At 69.1% G+C, this 22,159-nt stretch carries 22 protein-coding genes; 9 read left to right on the top strand and 13 right to left on the bottom strand.

The annotated features are described in order from the left end of the window. Positions 1 to 49 precede the first annotated feature (49 nt). On the bottom strand, positions 50 to 1,381 hold the full coding sequence (locus ASF54_RS03010; RefSeq protein WP_055958641.1) for a bifunctional o-acetylhomoserine/o-acetylserine sulfhydrylase: 1,332 nt from the start codon (positions 1,379 to 1,381) through the stop codon (positions 50 to 52). Between the two features lie 162 nt (positions 1,382 to 1,543). Between ASF54_RS03010 and ASF54_RS03005 the strand changes: the two genes are divergently transcribed. Then, positions 1,544 to 2,023 (top strand): DUF1990 family protein, encoded by a 480-nt coding sequence (locus tag ASF54_RS03005; protein ID WP_055958638.1) that lies wholly within the window; start codon positions 1,544 to 1,546, stop codon positions 2,021 to 2,023. Positions 2,024 to 2,423: 400 nt separating this feature from the next. After that, a complete protein-coding gene (locus tag ASF54_RS03000; RefSeq protein ID WP_055958635.1) occupies positions 2,424 to 3,194 on the top strand; it encodes an SDR family oxidoreductase in 771 nt (256 codons plus the stop codon). A 13-nt stretch (positions 3,195 to 3,207) separates the two neighbouring features. Here the strand turns inward: ASF54_RS03000 and ASF54_RS02995 are convergent, their stop codons facing one another. Continuing rightward, positions 3,208 to 3,999: a transglutaminase-like domain-containing protein gene (locus ASF54_RS02995; protein ID WP_055958632.1), complete on the bottom strand. Its 792-nt coding sequence runs from the start codon at positions 3,997 to 3,999 to the stop codon at positions 3,208 to 3,210. 77 nt (positions 4,000 to 4,076) lie between these two features. Between ASF54_RS02995 and ASF54_RS02990 the strand changes: the two genes are divergently transcribed. From ASF54_RS02990 to ASF54_RS02970, 5 genes are all read left to right on the top strand, one after another. Beyond that, entirely contained in the window at positions 4,077 to 4,715 is a 639-nt protein-coding gene (locus ASF54_RS02990; protein ID WP_055958630.1) for an alpha-ketoglutarate-dependent dioxygenase AlkB, read from the top strand. A 35-nt stretch (positions 4,716 to 4,750) separates the two neighbouring features. Then, positions 4,751 to 5,329, top strand: coding sequence for a phosphoribosyltransferase (locus tag ASF54_RS02985; RefSeq protein WP_084816124.1), 579 nt, complete (start codon positions 4,751 to 4,753; stop codon positions 5,327 to 5,329). Then, positions 5,326 to 6,069: a Type 1 glutamine amidotransferase-like domain-containing protein gene (locus ASF54_RS02980; protein WP_084816123.1), complete on the top strand. Its 744-nt coding sequence runs from the start codon at positions 5,326 to 5,328 to the stop codon at positions 6,067 to 6,069. The genes ASF54_RS02985 and ASF54_RS02980 overlap by 4 nt, the downstream gene beginning before the upstream one ends. Before the next feature lie 7 nt (positions 6,070 to 6,076). Further along, positions 6,077 to 6,772 carry a uracil-DNA glycosylase gene (locus ASF54_RS02975; RefSeq protein WP_055958627.1) on the top strand — a complete coding sequence of 232 codons (696 nt, stop codon included), beginning with the start codon at positions 6,077 to 6,079 and terminating at the stop codon, positions 6,770 to 6,772. Between the two features lie 239 nt (positions 6,773 to 7,011). Beyond that, on the top strand, positions 7,012 to 7,623 hold the full coding sequence (locus tag ASF54_RS02970) for a GNAT family N-acetyltransferase (protein WP_055958624.1): 612 nt from the start codon (positions 7,012 to 7,014) through the stop codon (positions 7,621 to 7,623). Between the two features lie 166 nt (positions 7,624 to 7,789). Here ASF54_RS02970 and ASF54_RS16255 read toward each other — a convergent pair whose 3' ends face one another. Both ASF54_RS16255 and ASF54_RS02960 read right to left on the bottom strand, forming a co-directional pair. Further along, on the bottom strand, positions 7,790 to 9,385 hold the full coding sequence (locus ASF54_RS16255) for a chaplin family protein (protein WP_055958621.1): 1,596 nt from the start codon (positions 9,383 to 9,385) through the stop codon (positions 7,790 to 7,792). A gap of 114 nt (positions 9,386 to 9,499) precedes the next feature. Continuing rightward, the gene (locus ASF54_RS02960) at positions 9,500 to 10,636 is read right to left on the bottom strand and encodes a hypothetical protein (protein ID WP_055958618.1); all 1,137 of its coding nucleotides are present in this window, start codon (positions 10,634 to 10,636) and stop codon (positions 9,500 to 9,502) included. Between the two features lie 176 nt (positions 10,637 to 10,812). Between ASF54_RS02960 and ASF54_RS02955 the strand changes: the two genes are divergently transcribed. Next, complete coding sequence (locus ASF54_RS02955) at positions 10,813 to 12,240, top strand: amidase (RefSeq protein ID WP_055958615.1); 1,428 nt, start codon at positions 10,813 to 10,815, stop codon at positions 12,238 to 12,240. Between the two features lie 145 nt (positions 12,241 to 12,385). Here the strand turns inward: ASF54_RS02955 and ASF54_RS02950 are convergent, their stop codons facing one another. From ASF54_RS02950 to ASF54_RS02930, 5 genes are read right to left on the bottom strand one after another with little or no spacing between them, the layout of a single operon-like run. Further along, complete coding sequence (locus tag ASF54_RS02950) at positions 12,386 to 13,198, bottom strand: ATP-binding cassette domain-containing protein (RefSeq protein WP_235480917.1); 813 nt, start codon at positions 13,196 to 13,198, stop codon at positions 12,386 to 12,388. Then, positions 13,195 to 13,986, bottom strand: coding sequence for an ABC transporter ATP-binding protein (locus tag ASF54_RS02945; protein ID WP_055958613.1), 792 nt, complete (start codon positions 13,984 to 13,986; stop codon positions 13,195 to 13,197). Before ASF54_RS02945 ends, ASF54_RS02950 begins: the two co-directional genes overlap by 4 nt. Then, complete coding sequence (locus ASF54_RS02940; protein ID WP_442855780.1) at positions 13,983 to 14,885, bottom strand: ABC transporter permease; 903 nt, start codon at positions 14,883 to 14,885, stop codon at positions 13,983 to 13,985. Before ASF54_RS02940 ends, ASF54_RS02945 begins: the two co-directional genes overlap by 4 nt. 14 nt (positions 14,886 to 14,899) lie before the next feature. Further along, positions 14,900 to 15,853, bottom strand: coding sequence for an ABC transporter permease (locus ASF54_RS02935; protein ID WP_055958610.1), 954 nt, complete (start codon positions 15,851 to 15,853; stop codon positions 14,900 to 14,902). 7 nt (positions 15,854 to 15,860) lie between these two features. Beyond that, positions 15,861 to 17,384, bottom strand: a complete 1,524-nt coding sequence (locus ASF54_RS02930) for an ABC transporter substrate-binding protein (RefSeq protein WP_055958606.1) — start codon at positions 17,382 to 17,384, stop codon at positions 15,861 to 15,863. Positions 17,385 to 17,616: 232 nt separating this feature from the next. On the opposite strand from ASF54_RS02930, the gene ASF54_RS02925 reads away from it, so the two are divergent. Beyond that, positions 17,617 to 18,042: an SIP domain-containing protein gene (locus ASF54_RS02925; protein WP_055958603.1), complete on the top strand. Its 426-nt coding sequence runs from the start codon at positions 17,617 to 17,619 to the stop codon at positions 18,040 to 18,042. 115 nt (positions 18,043 to 18,157) lie between these two features. Here ASF54_RS02925 and ASF54_RS02920 read toward each other — a convergent pair whose 3' ends face one another. Genes ASF54_RS02920 through ASF54_RS02905 form a run of 4 tightly spaced genes read right to left on the bottom strand, consistent with a single transcriptional unit; the run spans position 18,158 to position 22,118 of the window. Then, a complete protein-coding gene (locus ASF54_RS02920; RefSeq protein ID WP_055958600.1) occupies positions 18,158 to 18,982 on the bottom strand; it encodes an ABC transporter ATP-binding protein in 825 nt (274 codons plus the stop codon). Then, a complete protein-coding gene (locus tag ASF54_RS02915; protein WP_084815898.1) occupies positions 18,982 to 20,073 on the bottom strand; it encodes a FecCD family ABC transporter permease in 1,092 nt (363 codons plus the stop codon). Before ASF54_RS02915 ends, ASF54_RS02920 begins: the two co-directional genes overlap by 1 nt. Beyond that, positions 20,070 to 21,128, bottom strand: a complete 1,059-nt coding sequence (locus tag ASF54_RS02910) for a FecCD family ABC transporter permease (RefSeq protein ID WP_235480916.1) — start codon at positions 21,126 to 21,128, stop codon at positions 20,070 to 20,072. Before ASF54_RS02910 ends, ASF54_RS02915 begins: the two co-directional genes overlap by 4 nt. Before the next feature lie 21 nt (positions 21,129 to 21,149). Beyond that, positions 21,150 to 22,118 carry a siderophore-interacting protein gene (locus ASF54_RS02905; RefSeq protein ID WP_055958597.1) on the bottom strand — a complete coding sequence of 323 codons (969 nt, stop codon included), beginning with the start codon at positions 22,116 to 22,118 and terminating at the stop codon, positions 21,150 to 21,152. Positions 22,119 to 22,159: the final 41 nt, after the last annotated feature.

Below are 22,159 nucleotides of genomic sequence, written 5' to 3'. Positions count from 1 at the left end.
CGGACTGTTACGCCCGATGGTCGCCGCCCCGTGGGATCCTCGGCCGGCGTCAGCTGCTCTTGAGCAGCCCGGTCGTCACCTGCCTCGCAGCGGTGAACCCGGCGTCGAGGTCGGCCTTCAGATCGTCGATGTTCTCGAGGCCCACCGACAGTCGCACGAGGCCGGGGGTGACGCCCGTCGTCAGCTGCTGCTCAGGGGTGAGCTGCGAGTGCGTGGTCGAAGCGGGGTGGATCACCAGCGAGCGGACGTCGCCGATGTTGGCGAGGTGGCTGAAAAGGTGGAGGTTGTCGACGAGGGCCGCCCCGGCGTCGACGCCGCCCTTGAGTTCGAACGAGAGCACAGCCCCGACGCCCTTGGGTGCGTACTTGTTCGCGGCCGCGTACCAGGGGCTCGTCGGCAGTCCGGCGTAGAAGACATTGGCGACGTCGTCACGGGCGTCGAGCCACTCGGCGATCTCCTGGGCGTTCTGTACGTGCCGTTCGATGCGCAGCGACAGTGTCTCGATGCCCTGGATGAGCGAGAAGGCGGTGTCGGCCGAGTTCGACGAGCCGAGGTCGCGGAGCAGCTGCACCCGCGCCTTGATGATGTAGGCGAGGGGGTCGCCGACCGCGCCCGTGTAGCTGGCGCCGTGATACGACGGGTCGGGTTCGGTGAGCTCGGGGAACTTCTCGACGTTCTTCGACCACTCGAACTTTCCGCCGTCGACGATGAGCCCGCCGATGACGGTGCCGTGACCGCCGAGGAACTTCGTCGCGGAGTGCACGACGATGTCGGCCCCGTGCTCGAACGGGCGGATCAGGTAGGGCGTCGCGATCGTGTTGTCGACGATGAGCGGCACGCCGGCCTCGTGCGCGATCGACGAGACGAGCGAGATGTCGAGGATGTTGATCTTCGGGTTGCCGATGGTCTCGGCGAAGAAGAGCTTGGTGTTGGGGCGTACGGCGCGGTGCCACTCGTCGGCGTCGTCCTGGTTCTCGACGAATGTGGTCTCGATGCCGAGCTTGGCGAGCGTGTACTTGAACAGGTTGTAGGTGCCGCCGTAGATCGACGACGACGAGACGATGTGGTCGCCCGCCTGTGCGATGTTCAGGACGGCGAGGGTCTCGGCCGCCTGTCCGGACGCGACGAGCAGAGCCCCCGAGCCGCCCTCGAGAGCGGCGATGCGCTGCTCCACGACGTCGTGGGTGGGGTTCATGATGCGCGAGTAGATGTTGCCGAACTCCGCGAGCGCGAACAGATTCTTCGCGTGCTGCGAGCTGTCGAACACGTACGACGTCGTCTTGTAGATCGGCGTGGCACGCGCGTGGGTCGTCGGGTCGGGCTGAGCGCCGGCGTGGATCTGCTGGGTCTCGAACTTCCAGGCGTTCGTCTGATCGGGCATTGAGGTCTCCTCGGGGTTCCGGTGCCGGCCGATCCTCGGTGAACGGGCGGTCGTTCTCTCTGGGGCGAGCGTAGGCCCGGCGTCCGGTGTGCGCCACGGCGGCGACACGCGGCGTAACGGGGTACGACGAGGATCCGCGAGCGCGTTTGCCACAATCGGCCCATGCACTCGACCGCGCCCTCCCTCCCCTCCTGGCCCGCCACCTCGGCGAGTCATCGTCGGTCGGAGGTCTCCGCCGTGATCGGACGGGGCGACGCCGCGTGGTCGCGGGCATCGACGGGCGTGCTCCGGTGGGAGGTGAAGACCCGAAGCGGCTTCCGGGTCGACGACGGACGCCCCGTGGTCGCCGGCCGATGCGTGACGGTGACGGCGAAGGTCGCGGGTGTGCGAGTGGTCGAGCCGGTTCAGGTGGTCGAGGTAGTCGATGAGCCGTCTCGCGTCGGTTTCTCGTACCGGACGCTTCCCGGCCATCCGGTCGACGGCGAAGAGGCCTTCGTCGTGCACCGCTCGGGCGACGACGTCGTGCTCACCATCCGGTCGCTGACGCGCCCCGCTCCGCAGCAGCCCTGGCGCGCGCTGTTCCCGCTGCTGCGGGTGGCGCAGGTGGTTGCGCGGCGCCGGTATCTGCGTGCGCTGGAGTAAACGCGGGCCGGTCGGCGAGGTGGCGACGCGGTTCGGCCAAACTGACGTGGCGCGCCGGGTCGCAATGGCCGACGTGCGTCGGGTCGCTAACGGCGGCGATCGACCGTCGGCCTCAGCAGGTCGGGCTCGGCACCGAACTCGGCATAGGTGAGTTCGCCGTCGACCCAACGCCGCTAGAGTGCTCGTGCTTGGCGGCTGCTTCGCCCGCCCTCGAGTTGCGAAGACTGCCCGGCACGCTCGACGGTCGTGCTGCGGCGGGCTGAGTCGATCGAGTCGATCCGGCTGGGGTTCATGGCGTGCTCCCTTCGAGACCTCCAAGTCCACAGGCGAGCCTTCTGGCGAAACAGGTGCGCCGCCGAAGTCGCTAGCGTGGACGCACCGACGAAAGAGGGATGGACGCATGGCACGACGCGCAGTGGTCACGGGAGCGAGCTCGGGTATCGGAGAGGCCACGGTTCGGCTGTTCCGCGAACGCGGCTGGGAGGTGCTGGCGGTGGCTCGGCGCGAAGATCGCCTGCGACAGATCGCCGCCGAGACGGGCGCGACCTGGTTCCGGGCCGACGTGACGAGCGACGCTGACATGGCGGCCCTCCGCGCCCACGTCGAAGAGACCGGCCCGGTCCACGCCCTGGTCAACAACGCGGGCGGTGCCTTCGGGCTCGACAGCGTCGAGGCGGGCTCGATCGACGACTGGCAACGCATGTTCGACGTCAACGTGCTCGGTACCAAGCGCGCGATCAGCGGACTCCTGCCGTCGCTGCGAGCCGGGGCGAAAGACGCAGGATCCGGCGACATCGTCACCGTCACCTCCATCGCCGGCCACATCGCGTACGAGAACGGGGGCGGCTACAACGCCGCCAAATTCGCGGAACACGCGCTCGTCGCGGCCCTCCGTCTCGAGCTCAACGGCGAGCCGCTGCGCGTGATCGAGATCGCCCCCGGCATGGTCAAGACCGACTTCTCGCTGGTGCGGTTCGACGGCGACCAGGCGCGCGCCGACGCCGTCTACGACGGAGTCGTCGCCCCGCTGACGGCTGACGACATCGCCGAGTCGATCGTGCACTCGGTCGAACTGCCGGCCCACGTCAACCTCGATCTGGTGACGATCAAGCCGGTAGCGCAGGCGCAGCCGTACAAGCTGACGCGCGGCGAGCTGACGACGCGCGGCTGACGCGCGGCCGGGATCAGCCGATCGACACGAACTCCGCCACATCGTCGCGCGGCAATACGTCGGCGACGGCACCGACCTCCAGCTCGAGCAGCTTGACCCAGCCGCCCGACGACGACAGGAAGGCGGTGTCGGATGCATCGCGCCCGGTCGCGATGCGCACGAGACTCTGACGCGGAGCCAGGTGCGTCGCGTCGATCACGTACCACCGACCGTCGATGAGAGCCTCGGCGACCGCGTGGAAGTCCATCGGATACAGGCCCGGCGCGTACACCGACACGAGCCGCGCCGGAACGTCGAGCGCTCGCAGCAGTGCAACGACGAGGTGGGCATAGTCGCGGCAGACGCCGCGCCGGTCGAGAAAGGTGCGGACGGCGCCATCGGTCGGCGCGCTCGAGCCCGGCACGTACGAGAGGTGCCCGTTGACCCAGGATCCGACGGAGTCCAGCAGGTCGAGACCGCTCAGCCCCGCGAAATCGCTGCGCGCCGTCGGAAACAGCGTGTCGGATTCGCAGTAGCGGCTGGGCCGCAGGTACTGGATGCTGTCGAGTGCACCGAGAGCGATCGGATCCTGCTGTCCTGTGACTTCGACGCGATAGTCCATCTCGAGCCGACCCGGAGCCATCTGCGCGACGTGAAGGCGAGTGCCGCGATCGTCGATGACCTCGCGGATCGGCACCTCTCTGCCACCCTGGGTGACCGACAGTGTCTCGGTGATTCGCTGTCCCTCGGCAGCGGCCACCGAGAGCACCAGCTCGGCGGGCTCGGTCGACGACAAGACCATCCGGGAGAACGCGTTCCGCTGCATGCACGAAGCTTAAATGGCAGGGCGAGCCCGGAACCAGAAATCGAACATACGTTCGAATTCTGCAGTACGATCGAGGTATGTCACTCGCGTTCCAGACCTCGCTTTTCGACGACCTCGACGCCGACCCCACCCTCGAGAAACTCGGCAGCTCGGTCGAGCGAATCGACCTCGGCGAGGGCGCCTGGCTCGACGTCCGGCCGGGCTGGGTGCAGAACTCCGATGCGCTGTTCGAGCGTCTCGCCGGCGGGGTCGACTGGAAGGCCGACCGGCGCGAGATGTACGACCGGGTCGTCGACGTTCCCCGTCTCGTTTCATGGTTCGGCCCCGACCACGTCTTTCCCGATCCCGTGCTCACCGAGGCCCAGGCCGCTCTCAACGACCACTACGGGCGACCGTCGCAGCAGGTGTTCGAGACGGCAGGGCTCTGCTTCTACCGAACCGGAGACGACAGCATCGCGTGGCACGGCGACAAAGTCGGCGACGCCATCGATCGCGACACGATGGTCGGCATCGTCTCGGTCGGCGCCGCCCGCACTCTGGCGCTGCGCTCGCGGTCGGGTGGCGAGGTGCGGCGCTTCCCCGTCGGGCACGGTGATCTCGTCGTGATGGGCGGCTCGTGCCAGCGCACGCACGAGCACTCGATCGCCAAGACGAAGCGCGCGATCGGGCCGCGCATCAGCATCCAGTTTCGGCCCGTGTGGTCGCGATCGGCGTGATGACGGCGGCCCCGCCGCCCACTACGGTTGACTCCATGGTTTCCCTCTCCGATGACGCCGTGCCCGGCGTGCGTGCCGACGACCTCGAGCCGGTCTCCTTCGACGAACAGCCGTCCCGCCCCGTGACGTCCTCCCGAGACTCCACCCGCGAGATCCTGGGCTGGCTTGAATTCGGCGAAGCCTCCCGCGACCTGGCGCAAGACGTTCTCGCCAGCGGTTTCCGCCCCGATGTCGTCGTCGCGATCGCCCGAGGCGGTCTTCTTCTCGCCGGTGCCATCTCGTACGCCCTCGACACCAAGATGTGCGGCTCGATCAACGTCGAGTTTTACACCGGTGTCAACTCCGTGCTCGAGAAGCCCGTCATTCTGCCCCCCGCGCTCGATGCCCCGGCACTGTCGGGCAAGAGGGTGCTCCTCGTCGACGACGTCTCCGACTCCGGCCGCACCCTCGAGCTGGTCCGCGACATCCTGCGCGGTCACGGTGCCGACGTGCACACCGTCTGCCTCTACTCCAAGCCGCGCACGATTCTCGAACCCGACCATGTCTGGCGTCACACCAGCGACTGGATCACGTTCCCGTGGAGCGCACTGCCCCCGGTGACGGTGAGCACATGAGCATTCACCTGGTGGGTGGCGGCTGGTCGGAGTCGACCGCTGTCTTCGAACCGTTCGTCGTCGAGGCTGCGGCCCGCGGCAAGCGGCTCGGGCGCGACGTTCCCCGCGTCGCTGTGCTCGTCGTCGTCGAAGACGACGTCCCGTCGTCCGAGTTCCGCTCGGGTTTCCCGGCGATGCTGGCCTCGATCGGGCCCTGCGAACCGCTGGTCACCGAGGTCGTGTCGAGCGATGTGTTCGACACGCGCGTGCTCTCCGACATCGACGGCCTCGTGATCGCCGGTGGTTCGACCCCCGCCTACTTCGAGGCAGTCGTGCCCCTCATCGACCAGGTGCGACTCCTCGTCGCTGACGGCCTGCCGTATCTCGGCTTCTCGGCCGGGGCGATGATCGCTGCCGACACCGCCATTCTCGGCGGCTACACGATCGGTGGGGTCGAGGTCTGCCCTCCCGATGCGGCCGAAGGCCTCGACGAGGTGACCCTGGCGCAGGGTCTCGGGCTCGTCGACCTCGCTATCGACGTGCACGCCGTTCAATGGGGCACCCTGAGTCGACTCATCGCGGCAACCGAGGCGGGAATGGTCACGGGCGGCGTCGCCATCGACGAGAACACCGCACTCGTGGTCGGTGATGGCGCCCTCGGAGTCATCGGCACGGGCAGCGTCTGGCGGGTCGAACCCCAGCTCGACGACGACGGCGAAATCGTCGGGGTGTCGGTCGGCACGCTCGGCGTGGCCGTCTGACCGCTCGATGACGACGCACTCTCTCGTCGAGCTGCTCGATCCGGGCTGGGCTCGGGCCCTCGCCCCCGTCGAAGACCGCATCCACGACCTGGGCGATTTCCTCCGTGCCGAGACCGCTGCGGGGCACGGGTACCTGCCCGCCGGCGACGCCGTTCTGAGGGCCTTCACTACTCCGTTCGATGAGGTGAAGGTCGTGATCGTGGGGCAGGATCCGTACCCGACGCCCGGTCACCCGATCGGCCTGTCGTTCGCCGTCGACCCGCACGTCCGGCCCGTTCCGCGCAGCCTCGCCAACATCTACCGCGAACTGAACGACGACCTCGGCATCGCGCCTGTGGCTCACGGCGACCTCACCTCGTGGTCGGAGCACGGCGTGCTCCTCCTCAACCGCGTGCTGACGGTGCGTCCGGGCGACGCCGGATCGCACCGCCGCAAGGGCTGGGAGGCCGTCACCGATCGGGCGATCGAGGCGTTGGTCGCTCGCGAGAAGCCCCTCGTTGCAGTGCTCTGGGGTAAAGATGCCCAGAAGCTGAAGCCGCTGCTCGGCTCGACGCCGACTGTCGAATCGGTGCATCCGTCGCCGCTCTCGGCGTCGCGCGGCTTCTTCGGCTCGAAGCCGTTCAGTCGGGTCAACGAGCTTTTGACCAAGCAGGGCGCCGAGCCGGTCGATTGGCGCTTGCCGGAAGCAGTACGTCCGGCGTAGACACGCCTCAACGGCACATGCCCGCAGGGCTGGCGTAGGCACACGGCCGCGCCGGCGGGTCTAAGTCACTCGGGCGGGTCTAGGCCGCGCGGGCGGGTCTCTGCCGATGTCGCGGGGCGGGGGGCGCGGGGTTCGGGGGAGTGCGCCTGCGGCGGGTATGTGGGTGACGGCTCGCGCATCCTTGGCCCGGACCTGCGGTTCTGCCCATGGATAGGCCCCCGACATGGAAGGCTGAGCGCGTGCTCGAAGAGGAATACCAGCCGCGGCGTGTGCTTCCGCGCCATTTGCGCAAGCCGCCGGCGGCGGAGGCCCCGTTCTCGTTCGAGATCCGCCCGGCTGTGGCAACCGACTTGCCGGCGGTCCGAGACGTCTACAACCTCTACGTGGCGAACTCGACCGTGACGTTCGACACCGCCCCGAAGCAGCTCGCCGAGTGGCGCGGAGTGTTCGCCAAGGCGGAGAAGCTCGAACTGCCTTTTCTCGTGGCGGTGTCGCCCGGCGGGACCCTGCTCGGCTACGCCCACGTGGTGCCGTGGCAGACCCGTGCCGCAAATCGCGCGATCGTCGAGACGTCGATCTATCTCGGTCCGGCGTCGACCGGCAAGGGCCTAGGCCGTGCGCTGCTCGGCGCGCTGCTCGAAGCCTGCGATGCTGCGGGTGTGCGTCAGATCATCGCGATCATCGGCGACCAGGGTGCCGACGCGTCGATTCGGCTGCACGCCTCGTTCGGCTTCACCGAGATCGGCCGGATGGGTCGGGTCGGCTTCAAGTTCGACCGGTGGCTCGGCACGGTGACGATGCAGAAAAACCTGCCGCGTCGATTGCGGCGTGCGGTGCGCGGCCGGAGCTAGAGGCACGCGTCGGGGCCGGCACCGTTCACAACTCTGGCAAAAGTGGCCACCACCCGGTCAATCGAGCCGGTTCGGGCCACTTGTGCCAGAGTTCTGAACACCTCCCGGGCAGGCCGGAGCGGCCACGCGACCCGATGAGGTCGCGCAGCCGCTCCCGCCTCACCGATCAGCGGCGGAGTCGAGCCCGCAGCGCGAGGGCCAAGCCTCCCAGCAACAGGAACGCTGCCGCGAGCAGGCCCGCCAGGGTGGAATCGCTGCCGGTGAAAGCGAGCGATCCGTCAGCGGCGACAGCGGTGGTTGCGGCCAGGGCCGTCGTTCCGCCGAGTCCCGCTGCGGCGATGCTGCCGCCGTTCGCGGAGTCACCTGTCGTCGCGGCCTCGTTCGTCGTGGCGAGCACGGTGGAAGGAACCGAGGGAGCAGAAGGAACCGAAGGATCCGACGGCTCGGCAGGCGAGACCGGGTCGGTCGGGTCGGTCGGGAGCGTCGGGGTTCCGGGCTCTGCGGGCGACGTCGGTGTGGTCGGCGTCGTAGGGTCGCTCGGCGTGGTCGGTGTAGTCGGCGTCACCGGGTCGGTCGTCGTGCCGGTGGTGCTGGTGTCGCCGATCACCGAGACGGCGTTGCCGCCGATCGTGACGGGCAGTCCGATGACGGGCGCGATCTGCGTGCCGCCGAGGGTGCTGTCGTCACCGGTGGTGGTGCTGCCGGTTCCGGTGGTGCTGCCGGTGCCGGTGGTCAGCGCGGTACCGGTCGTGTTGCCGCCGGTCGAGCTGCCCGACGACGAAGAGTCGCCGATCACGGAGATGGCATTGCCGCCGACCGTGACGGGCAGTCCGACGGAGGGGATGATCTGCGTGCCCCCGAGGGTGCTGTCGTCACCAGTGGTGGTGCTTCCCGTTTCAGCGGTGGTGCCGGTGCCGGTGGTCTGCGTGGTATCGGTCGTGCTGCCGCCGGTCGAGCTGCCGGACGACGAACTGTCACCGATCACGGAGATGGCGTTCCCGCCGACCGTGACGGGCACTCCAACGACAGGCACGATCTGGGTGCCGGACGCGATGCCGTCAGATCCGCTCGTCGAGCTGCCCGAACCGGAAGTCGCAGGCGAGGTCGGCGTGGTGGCCGGGGCCGAGGCGTCGGATCCTGCGCTCTTCGAGTCACCGAGCACCGAGATGCTGTTGCCGGAGACCGTCACGGGAGCTGTAGCGTCGATCACGGCCTGGGTTCCGGATGCGATGGCGTCGGAGCCGGAGGTGGTGGGCGCGGCGGGAGCTGCGGGAGCCGGAGCGGCCGGAGCCGCAGGAGCCGCGGAGGCGGGAGCGGAGGGTGCCGCAGAGGCCGAGTGCGAGTCGCCGACCACCGAGATCGCATTGCCCGTCACTGTGACAGGAACGGGAACGGAGACGATGCCCTGGGTGCCGGACAGGATTCCCGATGCGCCCGTCGTGGTGGGTGCCGAAGCTGCGGGAGCAGCAGGCGCCGGGGCCGACGCAGCCGGAGCAGCAGGACCAGCCGAAGCTGCGGGAGCCGGAGCAGCAGCAACGGGCGCCGCAGCTGCCGGAGCCGAGCCCGACACCGAGTCGCCGACGACACTGACCGCGTTACCGGCGGCCTGGACGGGTGCCGATACGACGGCGTCGAGCTGGGTGCCGGAGAGCAGCCCTTCGGATCCTGACGTGGTGGCCGCGTTGGCCCCCGTGGCGCCGACGGCCCAGAGGCCTCCGACGAAGCAGGCTCCGATGAGCCCGCGGAAGACGTACTTGTTCATGATGATGACTCCTGTAACGAATGGTTCGACTGAGCGGGGCGCGAGTGCGCGGCGCTGGAGGGATGCGTGTGCCCGGCGCGCGTGCGGTGAGCACAGCGCGGGGCGAGCAGCCCGTCAGTCGGGTGTCGTGTCGGAGTCGTAGGTGGGCGAGAGCGGAACGGCGTCGCGTTCACTCGTGCCGGAGGTGAGCAGGGCAAGCGTGGGGAGGTAGCCGAAGTCGGCGGTCATTGCGATCGCGCCGGCGGATCCTGAGCCGCCCGACGATGCCGATCCATTCATGCCCGCAGGGGCAGCCGGTACAGGCCCGGGAGCGGGCTGGTCGGCGGGGGAGTGCGCCGGGGTCGGAACGGCAGGATCCGACATGGTCGATCCCGTAGTCGAGACGCCCGTCACCGAGGTGGCCGCCACCGGGAGGAGAGAGGCGCTGCGAGGAGCGGCTGTGCCCCAGGTCACCTCGATGGAACTCGCGGCGGAATGAGCCTTTTCGGCGGGAGCGGTCGCAGATGCGGAAGCCGACTCGGAGACACTCGCGACCGGGTCGCCGCCAAGGACGGCGTGGGTCGGATTCGAGGTCACGACGGGCGGGACGTGGGGAGCGGGAGGTGACGTGACGCCCGGCGGGATGATCGGCGTCGTCGGGTGTGAGACACCGTCGGAGACGCCGGAAACGGCTGAGTCGACGGTGTCGGCGACCGGCTTCGTGACCGTGCTGACCGGGGATTTTCCTGTTACTGCAGCAACGGGGGGCGCCACCTGCGTCACTGTGTCGACAACCTTGTCGACGGTAGTGGCAACTGGGGCCACGACGTGGGCGACCGGCTTGGTGGCGGCCACCTGAGCGACGGCCTTCGGCACGACCGGAACGACTGCGGAAACCACCTTGTGCACCGGCGCAACCGGGGCGGTGGCTTTCTCGACGGTCTTCGTCACGCCACCGACGGTGCTGCCGGCGGTCTTGGCCGTTCCGCTGACGGTGGTCGACACAGGTGCCGCGACCTTCTCGACGGTCTTCGAGAGGGATCCGACAAGGCTGGAGCCCGAGCCGGGCTGCGATGGGGGAGCGGCGGGGGCGGCGGCATGAGCCTGACCTGACCCCAGGAAGAACGAGATGACCACGAGGGCGAGACCGACGAGGCCGGAAAGAAGCAGAAGGCGCACGACGGTGATCGGGGTGCGGGCCGAGCGGTTTATTCCGCTGGCCGCGACTCCGTCCGTCGGGTGCTCTGACGAGCACCGCACCGTCTGATCCACGGGCGATCACCTTCATGGTCGATCGAGTGAGAGTGGTTGGCTCTCTTGGTGCAGCTGGGCTGCGTTCGGGGTGGTTGGCCCCGAAGGTGACTTCAGAGTACGCCCGGCTCGGACGATTCGTGCCTGGGAGTTCGCAGAACATCGCAAGTGACGTGGGGCCTCTAGGCTCGTGATCGATGTTCGAACTCCACCATCTCAGCGCGCACGAGCAGTACGACTGGCTGCGGCGCGGCGACGTCAGCGTGCGCGAGCTCACGGATCACTACCTGGAGCGCGTCGAGCGGATCGACGCCTCGGTCGGATCCTTCGTCACTGTCACGGCCGACCTCGCACGCGCCCGGGCCGACGCACTCGACCGAGAAGGAAGCACGGCGGCTCCGCTCTGGGGTTTGCCGCTCGCCGACAAAGACCTCGTCGACCGCCGCGGCGTTCCGACGTGGGCAGGCTCGCGGCTCTCGAGGGGTCGAGTGGCCGAGACGTCGTCACCGATCGTCGATGCTCTCGACACGGCCGGAACGGTCAGTCTCGGCAAGACGACCACCCCCGAATTCGGGCTGACGGCGTACACCGAGTCGCTGATCGGCCGGTCGACGAGCACCCCCTACGACCAGTCGCTCAACGCCGGCGGGTCGAGCGGAGGGTCGGCTGCCGCGGTTGCAGCCGGCCTTGTTCCGTTCGCACCAGGATCCGACGGCGGCGGGTCCATCCGCATCCCGGCGTCGGCCACGGGCCTGGTCGGGCTGAAACCCTCGCGCGGACGGGTGCCCACGCAGTCCGGCCTCACGAGCCTCGGCGGTCTCGCCGTGGGAGGCCCACTGGCCCGAACGGTCGCCGATGCCGGAATGCTTCTCGACGCGATGATGTCGCCGGACTCGAGGCCTCCACGTGACCTCTACGCGGTGCGGGCTGCTCCGAGCGTGGAGTTCTCGTACCTCGCCGCGGCGGTGCGCGGCGAAGGACGGTTCCGGATCGCGACCACCACCACGAGCCCCTGGGACGACACGTTCGACATCGGTCTCGACCCGTCGGTGCTCGCCGCGATGAGCCTCACGATGGAGCACCTCGCCGCAGTCGGTCACGAAGTCGAGCCCGATGGTGTGCGTGTTCCGGTGGCCGACTACGGGCGGCTCTTCACTGTCTTGTGGAAGGCCGGTGCGTCGACGATCCCGGCATTCGGCGACGACCTCGACCTGCTCGAGCCGATCACGCGCTGGCTGGTGCTGCAGGGGCGTGCCCTGTCGGCGTTCGACCTCGCCTCGGCTCTGGCAGGTCTGACCGCCTACGAGCGCACGGTCATCGACGCCTTCTCGGGGTTCGATGCGGTGCTGACTCCGACGCTCGCTCTGCCGCCGCGCCCGAACGGCTGGTACGACGCGGTCGACGCCGAACGGAACTTCGAGCAGCAGTGCCAGTACGCGCCGTTCACGTCGTTCGTCAACGTCGCCGGGCTGCCGGCCATCTCGCTCCCGGTGCACGAGGTCGACGGTCTTCCGGTGGGCGTGCAACTGATCGGGCGGCCGGGCCGCGAGGACGTGTTGCTCGCGATCGGGGCGCAGCTCGAGCGGCGGTTGAAGTGGCAGAGGCGGCACCCGCCGCAGTGGTGACGTGTCATCCGCCCAAGCAGCAGCACGCAACCTCGCGCGAATCGGCCGACTTCGCGCGCCGCGGCGATGTGATCTTGGCCGATTCGCGCGACCCCGCAGGCAGCGCAGCCCGCGCGGCCCGCGCAGCCCGCCCGACCTCGTCGGCTCAGGGCAGCGTCGGCACCGACGCGATCAAGCGCCGCGTATACGCATGCTCGGGCGAGCGCAGCACCGCCGACGTCGCGCCCTGTTCGACGATCCGCCCCGCCTGCATCACCGCCACCCGGTCGCACAGGTGGTCGACGAGTCCGATGTCGTGCGACACGATCAGCAGCGACAGACCCATGTCGTCGCGGAGGGTCGCCAGCAGTTCGAGGATCTGCGCGCGAACCGTCACGTCGAGGGCGCTGAGCGGCTCGTCGCCGACCAGCAGCCGGGGCGAGTGGACGAGGGCGCGGGCGAGGGCGATCCGCTGCCGTTGACCTCCGGAGAACTCGTGCGGGTAGCGGTCGAGCATCGACGCCGACAACCCGACCCGGTCGAGCATGGCCGTGATGAGCGAGCGATGCGATCCGGCGATGTCGAGGGCGCGGAGGGGTTCGCCGACGATGGCCTCGACGGTCATGCGGGGGTCGAGCGACGCATATGGATCCTGGAGCACGACACCCGTTTGCCTGCGGAACCATCGCAGCGAGGCAGCCCGCCCCGGTGTGACCGGGCGTCCGTCGAAGCGGACGGTTCCCGCGGAGGCGGGGGCGAGAGCCAGAAGGATCCGCACCAGCGTCGATTTACCCGACCCCGATTCGCCGATCAGCCCGACGCTCTCCGAGGCGCCGACCGAGAGCGACGCGTCGACGACGGCGTGCCGGGTGGCGCCCGGCGTGAAGAGCGACTGGCGGGGCAGCGTGAAGTCTCGGCCGATCCCCGAGCCGACGAGCAGGGGCGACGAGCCGCCGAGCCCCGGCGACGGCGCGGTCACGAGGCGCTCCAGATCGTAGCGCGGGCGGCGGCGACGAGACCCCGGGTCACCGGGTGCGTCGGAGCTTCGAGCAGCGTGGCGACCGGGCCCCGTTCGACCATGTGCCCGGCCGAGAGCACCGCCACGTCGTCGGCGATCTGCGACAGCACCGCGAGGTCGTGCGTGACGAAGACGAGCGAGGTGCCCCGGGACGAGACGAGTCGCTCGAACAGGGCGAGAATCTCGGCCTGTGTCGTCACGTCGAGTGCGGTGGTCGGCTCGTCGGCGAGCAGCAGACCCGGTCGGCAGGCCAGCGCGATCGCGATTCCGACTCGCTGTCGTTGCCCGCCCGAGAGCTGGTGCGGGTACGCATCGACGAGGGATTCAGGATCCGGCAGCCCGACCTCGCGCACCGCCTCGACGGCCCGCTCGCGCAGCTCGGCCTTCGACAGCCGCTCGTTCCTGCCCCCGTGCAGACGCAGCGGCTCGACGATCTGTCGCCCGATGCGGTGGAGCGGGTTGAGCGCCGACTGCGGATCTTGGAACACCATGCCGACCCGGTTGCCGCGGATGGTCGCGAGCTCCTCCTCGGAGAGGCCGATCAACTCGGTGCCGTCGAGAACGGCGCTTCCGGTGACGTGGGCGGCTTCGGGGGCGAGGCCCAGCAGCGAGAGGATGGTGAGCGATTTGCCGGATCCTGATTCGCCAATGAGACCGAAGCGCTCCCCGTCGGCGACCGTGAACGAGAGGTCGTCGACGACGGTGCGACCGCCGATGGTGACGGTGAGGCCGGTGACGATGAGGCTCATGAGTGGTTCCTCCGCCGGTCGGCGCGGTTTGAGGCGGTGCGGAGTCGCGGATCGCTGACCTCGCGGATCGCGTCGCCGAGCAGATTGAAGGCCAGCACGGTGAGGGTGATCGCGAGCCCCGGCCAGACCACGCTGCCCGGGTGGATCGCGATGTACACCTGCAGGTCGTTCAGCAGGCGGCCCCACGACGCGGTCGACGCGGAGGCGCCGTAACCGAGATACGACAGCCCGGCCTCCGCCAGAATCGACGTCGCCATGGCGAGCGACAGCTGCACGACGAACACCGGGGCGACGTTCGGCAGGATGTGGCGGCCGAGGATCCCGGCCGGTCCGACTCCGCTCGCGCGAGCGGCGAGCACGTAGTCGGTGCGCCCCACGCGGCGGATCTCGGCGCGCGACACCCGCGAGATGTTCACGCCGTAGCCGATGCCGACGGCGGTGACGACGACGAAGAGCGACCCGCCGAGGATCGACGACAGCAGCATGGCGATGAGGATCGTCGGGAACGCGATCAGGATGTCGATCACGACGGCCATCGACTCGCGCACCCACCGGGCCGTGAGCGAGCCGAGGGCCGACAACCCGACGCCGACGACCGTGGCGAGGAGCCCGGCCGAGACCGCGACGAGCACCGTCGTGCGACTCGCGGCGAAGACGTAGCTGAAGATGTCGCGGCCGATGCCGTCGGTCCCGAACAGGTGCGCCCCGGATGGGGTCTGCCACATCGACGCTGGGTCGGCCTCGAACGGGTCGTGCGGAGTCCAGAACGACGAGACGACCGCCGAGACGACGAGCACGAGGATCCAGGCTCCCGCCGCGACCCCGGCGGGCCGGCGCAGCAGTTCGGCCAACCACGGCGCCCGGCGCGTGCGGCGCCCGGTTGTGCGGGCCTCTTCCACGGTCTCCACGCCGCTCACTCGCCCGGCTCCCGCAGTCGCGGATCGACGGCGCGGTGCACCAGGTCGACGACGAACCCGAGAATCAGCACGAGGCCCGTCAGCGCGAGCAGCTCGCCCTGGACCTTCGGGAGGTCGCGCACGCCGACGTCGGAGACGAGCATCCGGCCGACACCCGGGAGCGCGAAGAGCTGCTCGACGAGCACGGCGCCGACGAGCAGCGCTGCCAGCTGGACGCCGAGGACCGACACGACGCTGAGCAGTACATTGGGCAGACCGTGCCGCACGACGGCCTGCGTCCGGGTCATGCCCTTCGACGCGGCCGTTCGGACGTAGTCCTCGTTGAGCGCACCGAGAGTGGCCGATCGGGTGAAGCGGAGCAGGACGGCGCCCTCGATCAGCCCGATCGTGAGGGCCGGCAGGAGGATGCTGCGCAGGGCGCGTGCCGGATCCTGCCAGCCGTCGCTCGGGAACCCCTGCGTCGGAAGCAGTTTCAGCGTGACCGCGAACACGGCGATCAGGATCATGCCGCCCCAGACCGCGGGGATCGCCGCGATGGCCTGAGCGACGACCGAGATCGCCGTGCCGCTCGGGCGCCGATGTCGGATCGCCGACACGACGCCGAGGGGGATGCCCACGACGAGTCCGATCACCAGCGAGAGCCCGGCGAGAGGCAGCGTGACGGCGAGCTTCTGGCCGAGCTGCGACGCCACCGACGAGCCGGTCACGATCGAGCGACCGAGGTCGCCGTGCAGCAGGCCGAGGATCCAGTCGGCGTACTGAACAGGCAGCGGCCGGTCGAGCCCGAGCGACGACCGGATAGCGGCGACCTGTTCGGCGGTGCCCTGCGTGCCGGCGATCACCTGCGCGACGTCGCCCGTCAGCAGCCGCAGCGTGAAGAAGATCAGCGCGCTGGCTGCGGCGAGGCCGACGACCAGCAGCACCAGTCGCGACAGGACGAACCGGATCACCGGCCGGTCACTCGGACTTCGCCAGGTCGGCCAGGTCGAGGCGGGCGGAGGTCGACGACGTCGGGAACCCCGTGATGCCATCGTGCACAGCCGTCAGGGTCGTCGCGGTGTAGAGCCAGTCAGCGGGCGCGTCGTTCGCAACGATCTTCGCTGCCTGCTTCAGTTTGTCCGCCGCGGTGGCCTCGTCGGTCGCCGAGAGCGATTCGGAGTAGAGCTGCTGCACCTTCTTGTTGTCGTACCCGAAGTAGTAGTCGGGGTTGGCCCAGTTGCCGAAGTCGTGCGACTCGGCGTGATTGACGATGCTCAGCTCATAGTCGTGGTCGACGAGCACGTTGTTGATCCAGGTGGTGAAGTCGGTCTGCTTGACGTTCAGCGTGATGCCGACCTTCTTCAGATCGGAGGTGAGCACGTCGCCGATAGCCGCGGGGTAGAAGTTGGCGTAGGTGAGGTCGAGCGTGAGGTTCTCCGCGTCGGCCGCTTTGAGCAGCTTCTTGGCGTTGTCGGGGTTGTAGGCGTCGACGCTCGAGAGGTCTTCGTAGCCGGGGTCGAGGGCGGGAATGGGACCGCCCTGTGTGACACCCGAGCCGCCGAGGGCCGCGATCAGCGCCTTGCTGTCGATCGCCTCGCGGATCGCCTGGCGCACCCGGATGTCGGTTAACGGCTTGACCCTGTTGTTGAAGGCCAGCGTGTATTTGTCGGTGGTCTTGCCCGACTTGAGGCTGATGCCGTCGACCCCGGTGAGCTGCGACTTGAGTGTCGCGTCGACTGCGGTCTGCACGTCGACGTCGCCCGAGATGACCGCGTTGATGGCGGCCGAGGGGCTGGTGTAGTAGCGGAACGTCACGCCCGCGACCTTGGCCTTGGTGCCCCAGTAGTCTCCGTTGCGGGTGAGAGCGATGCTGTCGCCCTGCTTCCACGTCGTCAGCTTGTACGGGCCGGTGCCGTTCGCGGTCGTCTTGAGGTCGTTCGTCGCGGCCTTTTCGAGCACCAGCCCGGCGCGGCCGGAGAGGGCCCAGAGCAGGTTCGAATCGGGCTGCGAGAGCTTCAGTGTGATCGTGTTGCCGCTCGCCGAGATGGTCTTCACCTTCGCGAGATCGGCCGAATTGACGAACGTCTTCGTCTTCTTGACCTGCTCGAGCGACCAGACGACGTCGGCCGGGGTCATGGCCTTCCCGTCACCGAAGCTCACGCCCGTCTGCAAGGGGAAGGCGTAGGTGAGGCCGTCGGACGAGACGGTGTGGCTCTTGGCGAGCACATCGACGATCTTGTTCGTCGAGGTTCGCCCGACGAGGCCCTGGTAGACGTTGTCGATCAGAACCTGATCGAGGGCGATGCCGGCGGTGGTGCGGATGTCGAGGTCGGTGGGCTCGAGTACGAGGCCGACGGTGACGGTGGCGGATGTATCGGGGGTGCCGGTGCCGTTCGGCGCGGATCCTGCGGTGCAGCCCGCGAGGATCAGGGCGGAGGTGGCCGCCAGGGCGGTGGCGGCGAGAAGACGGGCGCGGGTGGTACGGATGCGAGCAGAGCTCATCAGTGAGGCAGACCTTTCGGAGCGGATGTGGACGCCGGGAGACACCTGTTGCTGATGAACACGTTGTCGATGCGGACCATTCCGTCGCTGCTGAACGGAAGATCGCCCCCGCCGAAGATCACTGCTGAACCGTCGGCCAGAAGAGAAATTACCACGGCATCGAGAGAATGCGGCCACTGCCCGGCGGGTGCGCTGGCGGAATAGGTAAGCCTTACCTATATTGGAAGGACTCATGTACCTCGCACACAGCACCCCCGAGCTCCAGCCGTCGGCCACGCGCATCCTCTTCGCCGGCGACACGTCGTCGATCGACGACATTAAGACGATGCTCGAGGTGCTCCCGATCTGTGCGCGAGGCCAGGTGTTCATCGAGGTCGCCGACGCGTCTGAGATCGTGCCCATCACCGCTCCCGGTCGCGTCGCGATCTCCTGGCTCGACCGGTCGCGTCGCAGCGGACGGCCCGGCACCGGCGAACGCTGCCTCTCCGGCATGGCCCTCGACCGTGCCGTTCGCGCCTGGGTGGGGGAGTTCTTCGTCGACTCCGAGTCACTCGTCACCAGCGACTACGTGTTCTGGATCGGCGGCCCCGCCTCGTTCGCCTACGACCTCCGGCACGACCTCGGCGAGATGTTCGCCAGCCCCGCGCCGGCTCTGTAACGTCTGCGACTGATCGTCGAGCAGTCGCCCGCGGGCAAATGTGAGAGCGATCCGCGGCGACACGCCGGGCCAGCTGCCTCTCGCTGCCGGGATCGCTCTCGAATTTGCGGCCCGGTCAGCGAGCCACAGCCGCCAGCGGCACCACCATCGGCGTGTGCGACTGCGGGTCGTCGATGATCTGGCACGGCAATCCGAACACCTCGTCGACGAGCTGCGCTGTCACGATCTCGCCCGGAGCGCCCTGGGCCACGATCGCCCCCTCCTTCATGACGACGAGGTGGGTCGCATAGCGCGCGGCCTGGTTGAGGTCGTGCAGCACCACGACGAGCGTGCGGCCCTCCCGGTGCAGACGTGCAGCGAGCTCGAGCACCTCGTACTGGTGGGCGATGTCGAGGAAGGTGGTCGGCTCGTCGAGCAGCAGCAGCTCCGTCTCTTGCGCCAGGGCCATCGCGATCCAGGCGCGCTGGCGCTGGCCTCCCGACAGCTCGGCGACCTGCCGGTCGGCGAGCTCGGCCACCCCGGTCGACTCCATCGCCCGGTCGCAGGCCGCCTCGTCTGAGACCGACCACTGCCGGAACACCCCCTGGTGCGGAAACCGCCCTCGACCGACGAGGTCGCGCACCGTGATCGCCTCGGGGGCGATCGGGCTCTGCGGCAACATGCCGAGCCGCTTGGCGATGTCTTTGCTGCGGTACGACGAGAGCGGCTTGCCGTCGAGCGACACCTGCCCGGCGGAGGGCTCCAGCGTGCGGGCGAGGGCCTTGAGCAGCGTCGACTTGCCACACGCGTTCGGGCCGATGATCACGGTGAGCTCCCCGGCCGGAACGGCGAAGTCGAGACCGTCGACGATCACCCGGTCGTCGTAGGCGAGCCGGAGGCCGGTGGCGGTGAGCGAACTCGGCGCGGCACCTATAGCGGGAGCAGAGGGGGCAGCGGACATCAGATGGTCCCTTTCTTCCATTCGCGGAGCAGCAGATATCCGAGATAGACGCCGCCCACCATCGCCGTGAGGAGCCCGACCGGTAGTTGCGCGCCGAACGGCGACTGCTGCACGAGCAGATCGGCCGCCATGAGGATGACGGCGCCGAAGAGCGCGGAGAGCAGGATCCCGGCGCCCGGTGCCTTCGCGAGCCGTCGGGCGACCTGCGGTGCGGTCAGGGCGACGAACGAGATCGGACCCGTCGCGGCCACGGCTGCCGTGCCGAGACCGATAGCCACAAGCACGACGAGGGTGCGGGTCAGCGATGACCGGCCCCCGAGCGAGTCTGCGACGTCGTCTCCCATCTCGACCAGGTCGAGGCGACGGCCGAGAAGCAGTGCGAAAGGAACGAGCACGATGACGGCAACCCAGATCTCGGTCGCATCGCCCCAGTCGCGGTCGGCGAGCGTGCCGCTGATGTAGGCGGCGAGGGTCGTCGCCTCCTGCTGATTGACGCGCGTCATGACGTACTGCACGAAGGCGACGGCCATGGCCGAGACGGCGATGCCGACGAGGATCATCCGGCCCGGCGACGAAAAGCCCCGCCCGGTGCCGAGCCACACGAGGCCCATCGCGACCAGTGCTCCCACGAGGGCCCCGGCGGGTACGGGCAGGATCCCCGGCAGCAGCAATCCGAAGCAGGCGGCACCGGCGCTTGCTCCCGCGCCGAGCCCGATCACGTCCGGGCTCCCGAGCGGGTTCCGCGTCACCGTCTGGAACAGCGCCCCCGCGACGCCGAGAGCCGCACCGGTGCCGATCGCGGTCACGAGACGCGGGCCCCGGAGGACATTGAGGACGAACTCGGTGCGGCCCGGCTTAGGGCTCGCGATCGCGGCGGGAAGCTCGGTCAGCGGGATGCCGAGGGTGCCGAGGGTGAGTGTCAGGAGGGCGAGCAGCAGAACGCCGACGGCGAGGATTCCTCCCACGACGACCGACCGACGCCGATAGGGCAGGCTCAACCAGGATCCGACGCGGACGACGGGTCGCCTCGTCGCGGTCGAGCTCAGAGCGGCGTCCGGGGCTATCCCTGGCCGCGACCCCTCGGCGCTCACTCGCGCCCTCGGATCCTGCGCACGGCCCACAGCAGCACCGGAGCGCCGAGGAACGCGGTCACGACGCCGACCTCGAGCTCCTGCGGGCTCGCGATGACGCGGCCGACGATGTCGGCCAGCAGCAGCATCGCGGGCCCGAGCAGCGCCGAGAAGGGGAGGAGCCAGCGGTGGTCGCCGCCCGTGAAGCTGCGGACGATATGGGGCACAGCGAGCCCGATGAACGCGATCGGACCGACGGCGGCCGTCGCCCCGGCACACAGTAGGGCGGCTGCGAGACCACCGAGGATGCGGGTGCGGCCGACCTTCGCGCCGAGCGATGTCGCGGTGTCGTCGCCGAGGGCGAGCGCATTCAAGGATCCCGGCAGCAGGGCTGCGAGCGCGAACCCGGCGACGAGGTAGGGAAGCGTCTGCCCGATCAACTGGGCGTCACGCCCGGCCAGAGAGCCGAGCACCCAGAACCGGTAGCTGTTGAAGGCATTCGGGTGGGTGAGCGTGATCGCCTGGATGTAGGCACTGAGGATCGCGGTGATGACCGCTCCGGCCAAGACCAGCTTGACCGGAGTGGTTCCTCGCCGGCTGGAGCCGAGCGCATAGACGGCGACTACCGCGACCAGAGCGCCGGGAAGGGCGAGCCACACCCGCTCGGAGCCGGTGCCGACACCGAAGAAAGCGATGCCGGTGACGATCGCCGCGGCGGCGCCCACGTTGACGCCGAGGAGGCCCGGATCGCCGAGCGGGTTGCGCGTGAGGCCCTGGACGATGACCCCGGAGACGGCGAGCGCGGCTCCGGCGAGGAGGCCGAGGACGGTCCGCGGGATCCTCGACTGCACCACCGTGTCGGCGTAACTCGTGCCGGGGTCGACGAGCGCCTGCCACACGCGGGGGAGCGGTACGTAGTACGTGCCCACGGCGACGCTGAGAAGAAGGACGAGGGCGAGGATCCCGGCGGCGAGAGCGAGACCCGGTGCCAGACGAGCAGCACTCGGCCTCGGGCGACGTGCGGATGTTTCTCGCGAGCTCAGGCCGGTGCGCGGGGTGGTCGTGGCCTCAGCCACGGGTCGTGCTTGTCGGGTGCATCAGTTCTCCGACTTGCCGACGCGCCAGTACCCCATAAAGGCCACCTGACTGCGGTCGATGCCGACCTCGCTCACCAGGAAGCGGCGGAGCGTCTTGATCGCTTGGGCTTCACCGGCAAGCCACGCGTAGAACTGGCCGGAGAGGTCGCGGCCCTCCGGCACCTCCCAGAGGATGTCGTGGTCGATGTCGACGTCTTTGAGCGTGGCCGGGTCGATCGCTTTACCGTGGTGCGTGGCCGTGAGGTAACGGCTCGTCCAGTTGCGGACGGCGTCGATGAGCTTGGTTCCATGCGCCGCAGGGTCGGCCTCGCGGTCGAGCCACTCGACGTGGACGCCCTCGGGCTTGACGAGGTCGAGAGCGTCGGCCGTGGTGGGCACTTCGAGAAACACGCACCCCTGGGCGTCGCTCGGCAGCTGGTTCAGGATCGCTGCGATGGCCGGCACGGCAGTTTCGTCTCCGGCCAGAAGCGTCGTTGCGGCTCCGGCAGGCTTCCACTCGATGCCGGATCCCGACCAGCCGCTCGTTCCGTCGGGCCCGATGAGCATCATGTCGTCGCCGACGTTCGCATGATTCGCCCACGCCGAGGCAGGCCCGGTGTCGCCGTGGGAGACGAAATCGACATCGACTTCGCGCTCGGCCGGGCGAATGGCACGCGCCGTATAGGTACGGAGCGGGTGCCGGGCTCCGTCGGGCAGCTGTCGCCAGGCGCCGTACCAGTCGTCGTCGACCGGGAACGTGTCGTACCCCGACTCGGGCAGAGGCAGCACGATCTTGATGCGCTGGTCGAGACCCTCGTCGCCGAAGTCGTGGAGATCGTCACCGGTGAACGTGATGCGCACGAAACTCGGGCTGAGGCGCCTGACCCGCTTGACGGAGACACGGAACGACCGATGTGCGGGGCGGGCCGGGGCCGGTCGGGCAGTGGCGGGTCGAGGCGGGGCCGGTCGGTTCGTCTCGGAAGTAAGCACACCCTAACTATGGCATGCCTTACCTAACGGAACCGAACGGC

It is taken from the genome of Frondihabitans sp. Leaf304 (genome assembly GCF_001423105.1).
Taxonomy (GTDB): domain Bacteria; phylum Actinomycetota; class Actinomycetes; order Actinomycetales; family Microbacteriaceae; genus Frondihabitans.
This window is presented reverse-complemented; position numbering and strand designations above follow the sequence as displayed.

Excerpts from the sequence above, each read along its gene's own strand:
- ASF54_RS03010 (WP_055958641.1), bottom strand. The coding sequence starts at position 1,381 with ATGCCCGATCAGACGAACGCCTGGAAGTTCGAGACCCAGCAGATCCAC.
- ASF54_RS03005 (WP_055958638.1), top strand. The coding sequence starts at position 1,544 with ATGCACTCGACCGCGCCCTCCCTCCCCTCCTGGCCCGCCACCTCGGCG.
- ASF54_RS03000 (WP_055958635.1), top strand. The coding sequence starts at position 2,424 with ATGGCACGACGCGCAGTGGTCACGGGAGCGAGCTCGGGTATCGGAGAG.
- ASF54_RS02995 (WP_055958632.1), bottom strand. The coding sequence starts at position 3,999 with ATGCAGCGGAACGCGTTCTCCCGGATGGTCTTGTCGTCGACCGAGCCC.
- ASF54_RS02990 (WP_055958630.1), top strand. The coding sequence starts at position 4,077 with ATGTCACTCGCGTTCCAGACCTCGCTTTTCGACGACCTCGACGCCGAC.
- ASF54_RS02985 (WP_084816124.1), top strand. The coding sequence starts at position 4,751 with ATGGTTTCCCTCTCCGATGACGCCGTGCCCGGCGTGCGTGCCGACGAC.
- ASF54_RS02980 (WP_084816123.1), top strand. The coding sequence starts at position 5,326 with ATGAGCATTCACCTGGTGGGTGGCGGCTGGTCGGAGTCGACCGCTGTC.
- ASF54_RS02975 (WP_055958627.1), top strand. The coding sequence starts at position 6,077 with ATGACGACGCACTCTCTCGTCGAGCTGCTCGATCCGGGCTGGGCTCGG.
- ASF54_RS16255 (WP_055958621.1), bottom strand. The coding sequence starts at position 9,385 with ATGAACAAGTACGTCTTCCGCGGGCTCATCGGAGCCTGCTTCGTCGGA.
- ASF54_RS02955 (WP_055958615.1), top strand. The coding sequence starts at position 10,813 with ATGTTCGAACTCCACCATCTCAGCGCGCACGAGCAGTACGACTGGCTG.
- ASF54_RS02945 (WP_055958613.1), bottom strand. The coding sequence starts at position 13,986 with ATGAGCCTCATCGTCACCGGCCTCACCGTCACCATCGGCGGTCGCACC.
- ASF54_RS02930 (WP_055958606.1), bottom strand. The coding sequence starts at position 17,384 with ATGAGCTCTGCTCGCATCCGTACCACCCGCGCCCGTCTTCTCGCCGCC.
- ASF54_RS02925 (WP_055958603.1), top strand. The coding sequence starts at position 17,617 with ATGTACCTCGCACACAGCACCCCCGAGCTCCAGCCGTCGGCCACGCGC.
- ASF54_RS02920 (WP_055958600.1), bottom strand. The coding sequence starts at position 18,982 with ATGTCCGCTGCCCCCTCTGCTCCCGCTATAGGTGCCGCGCCGAGTTCG.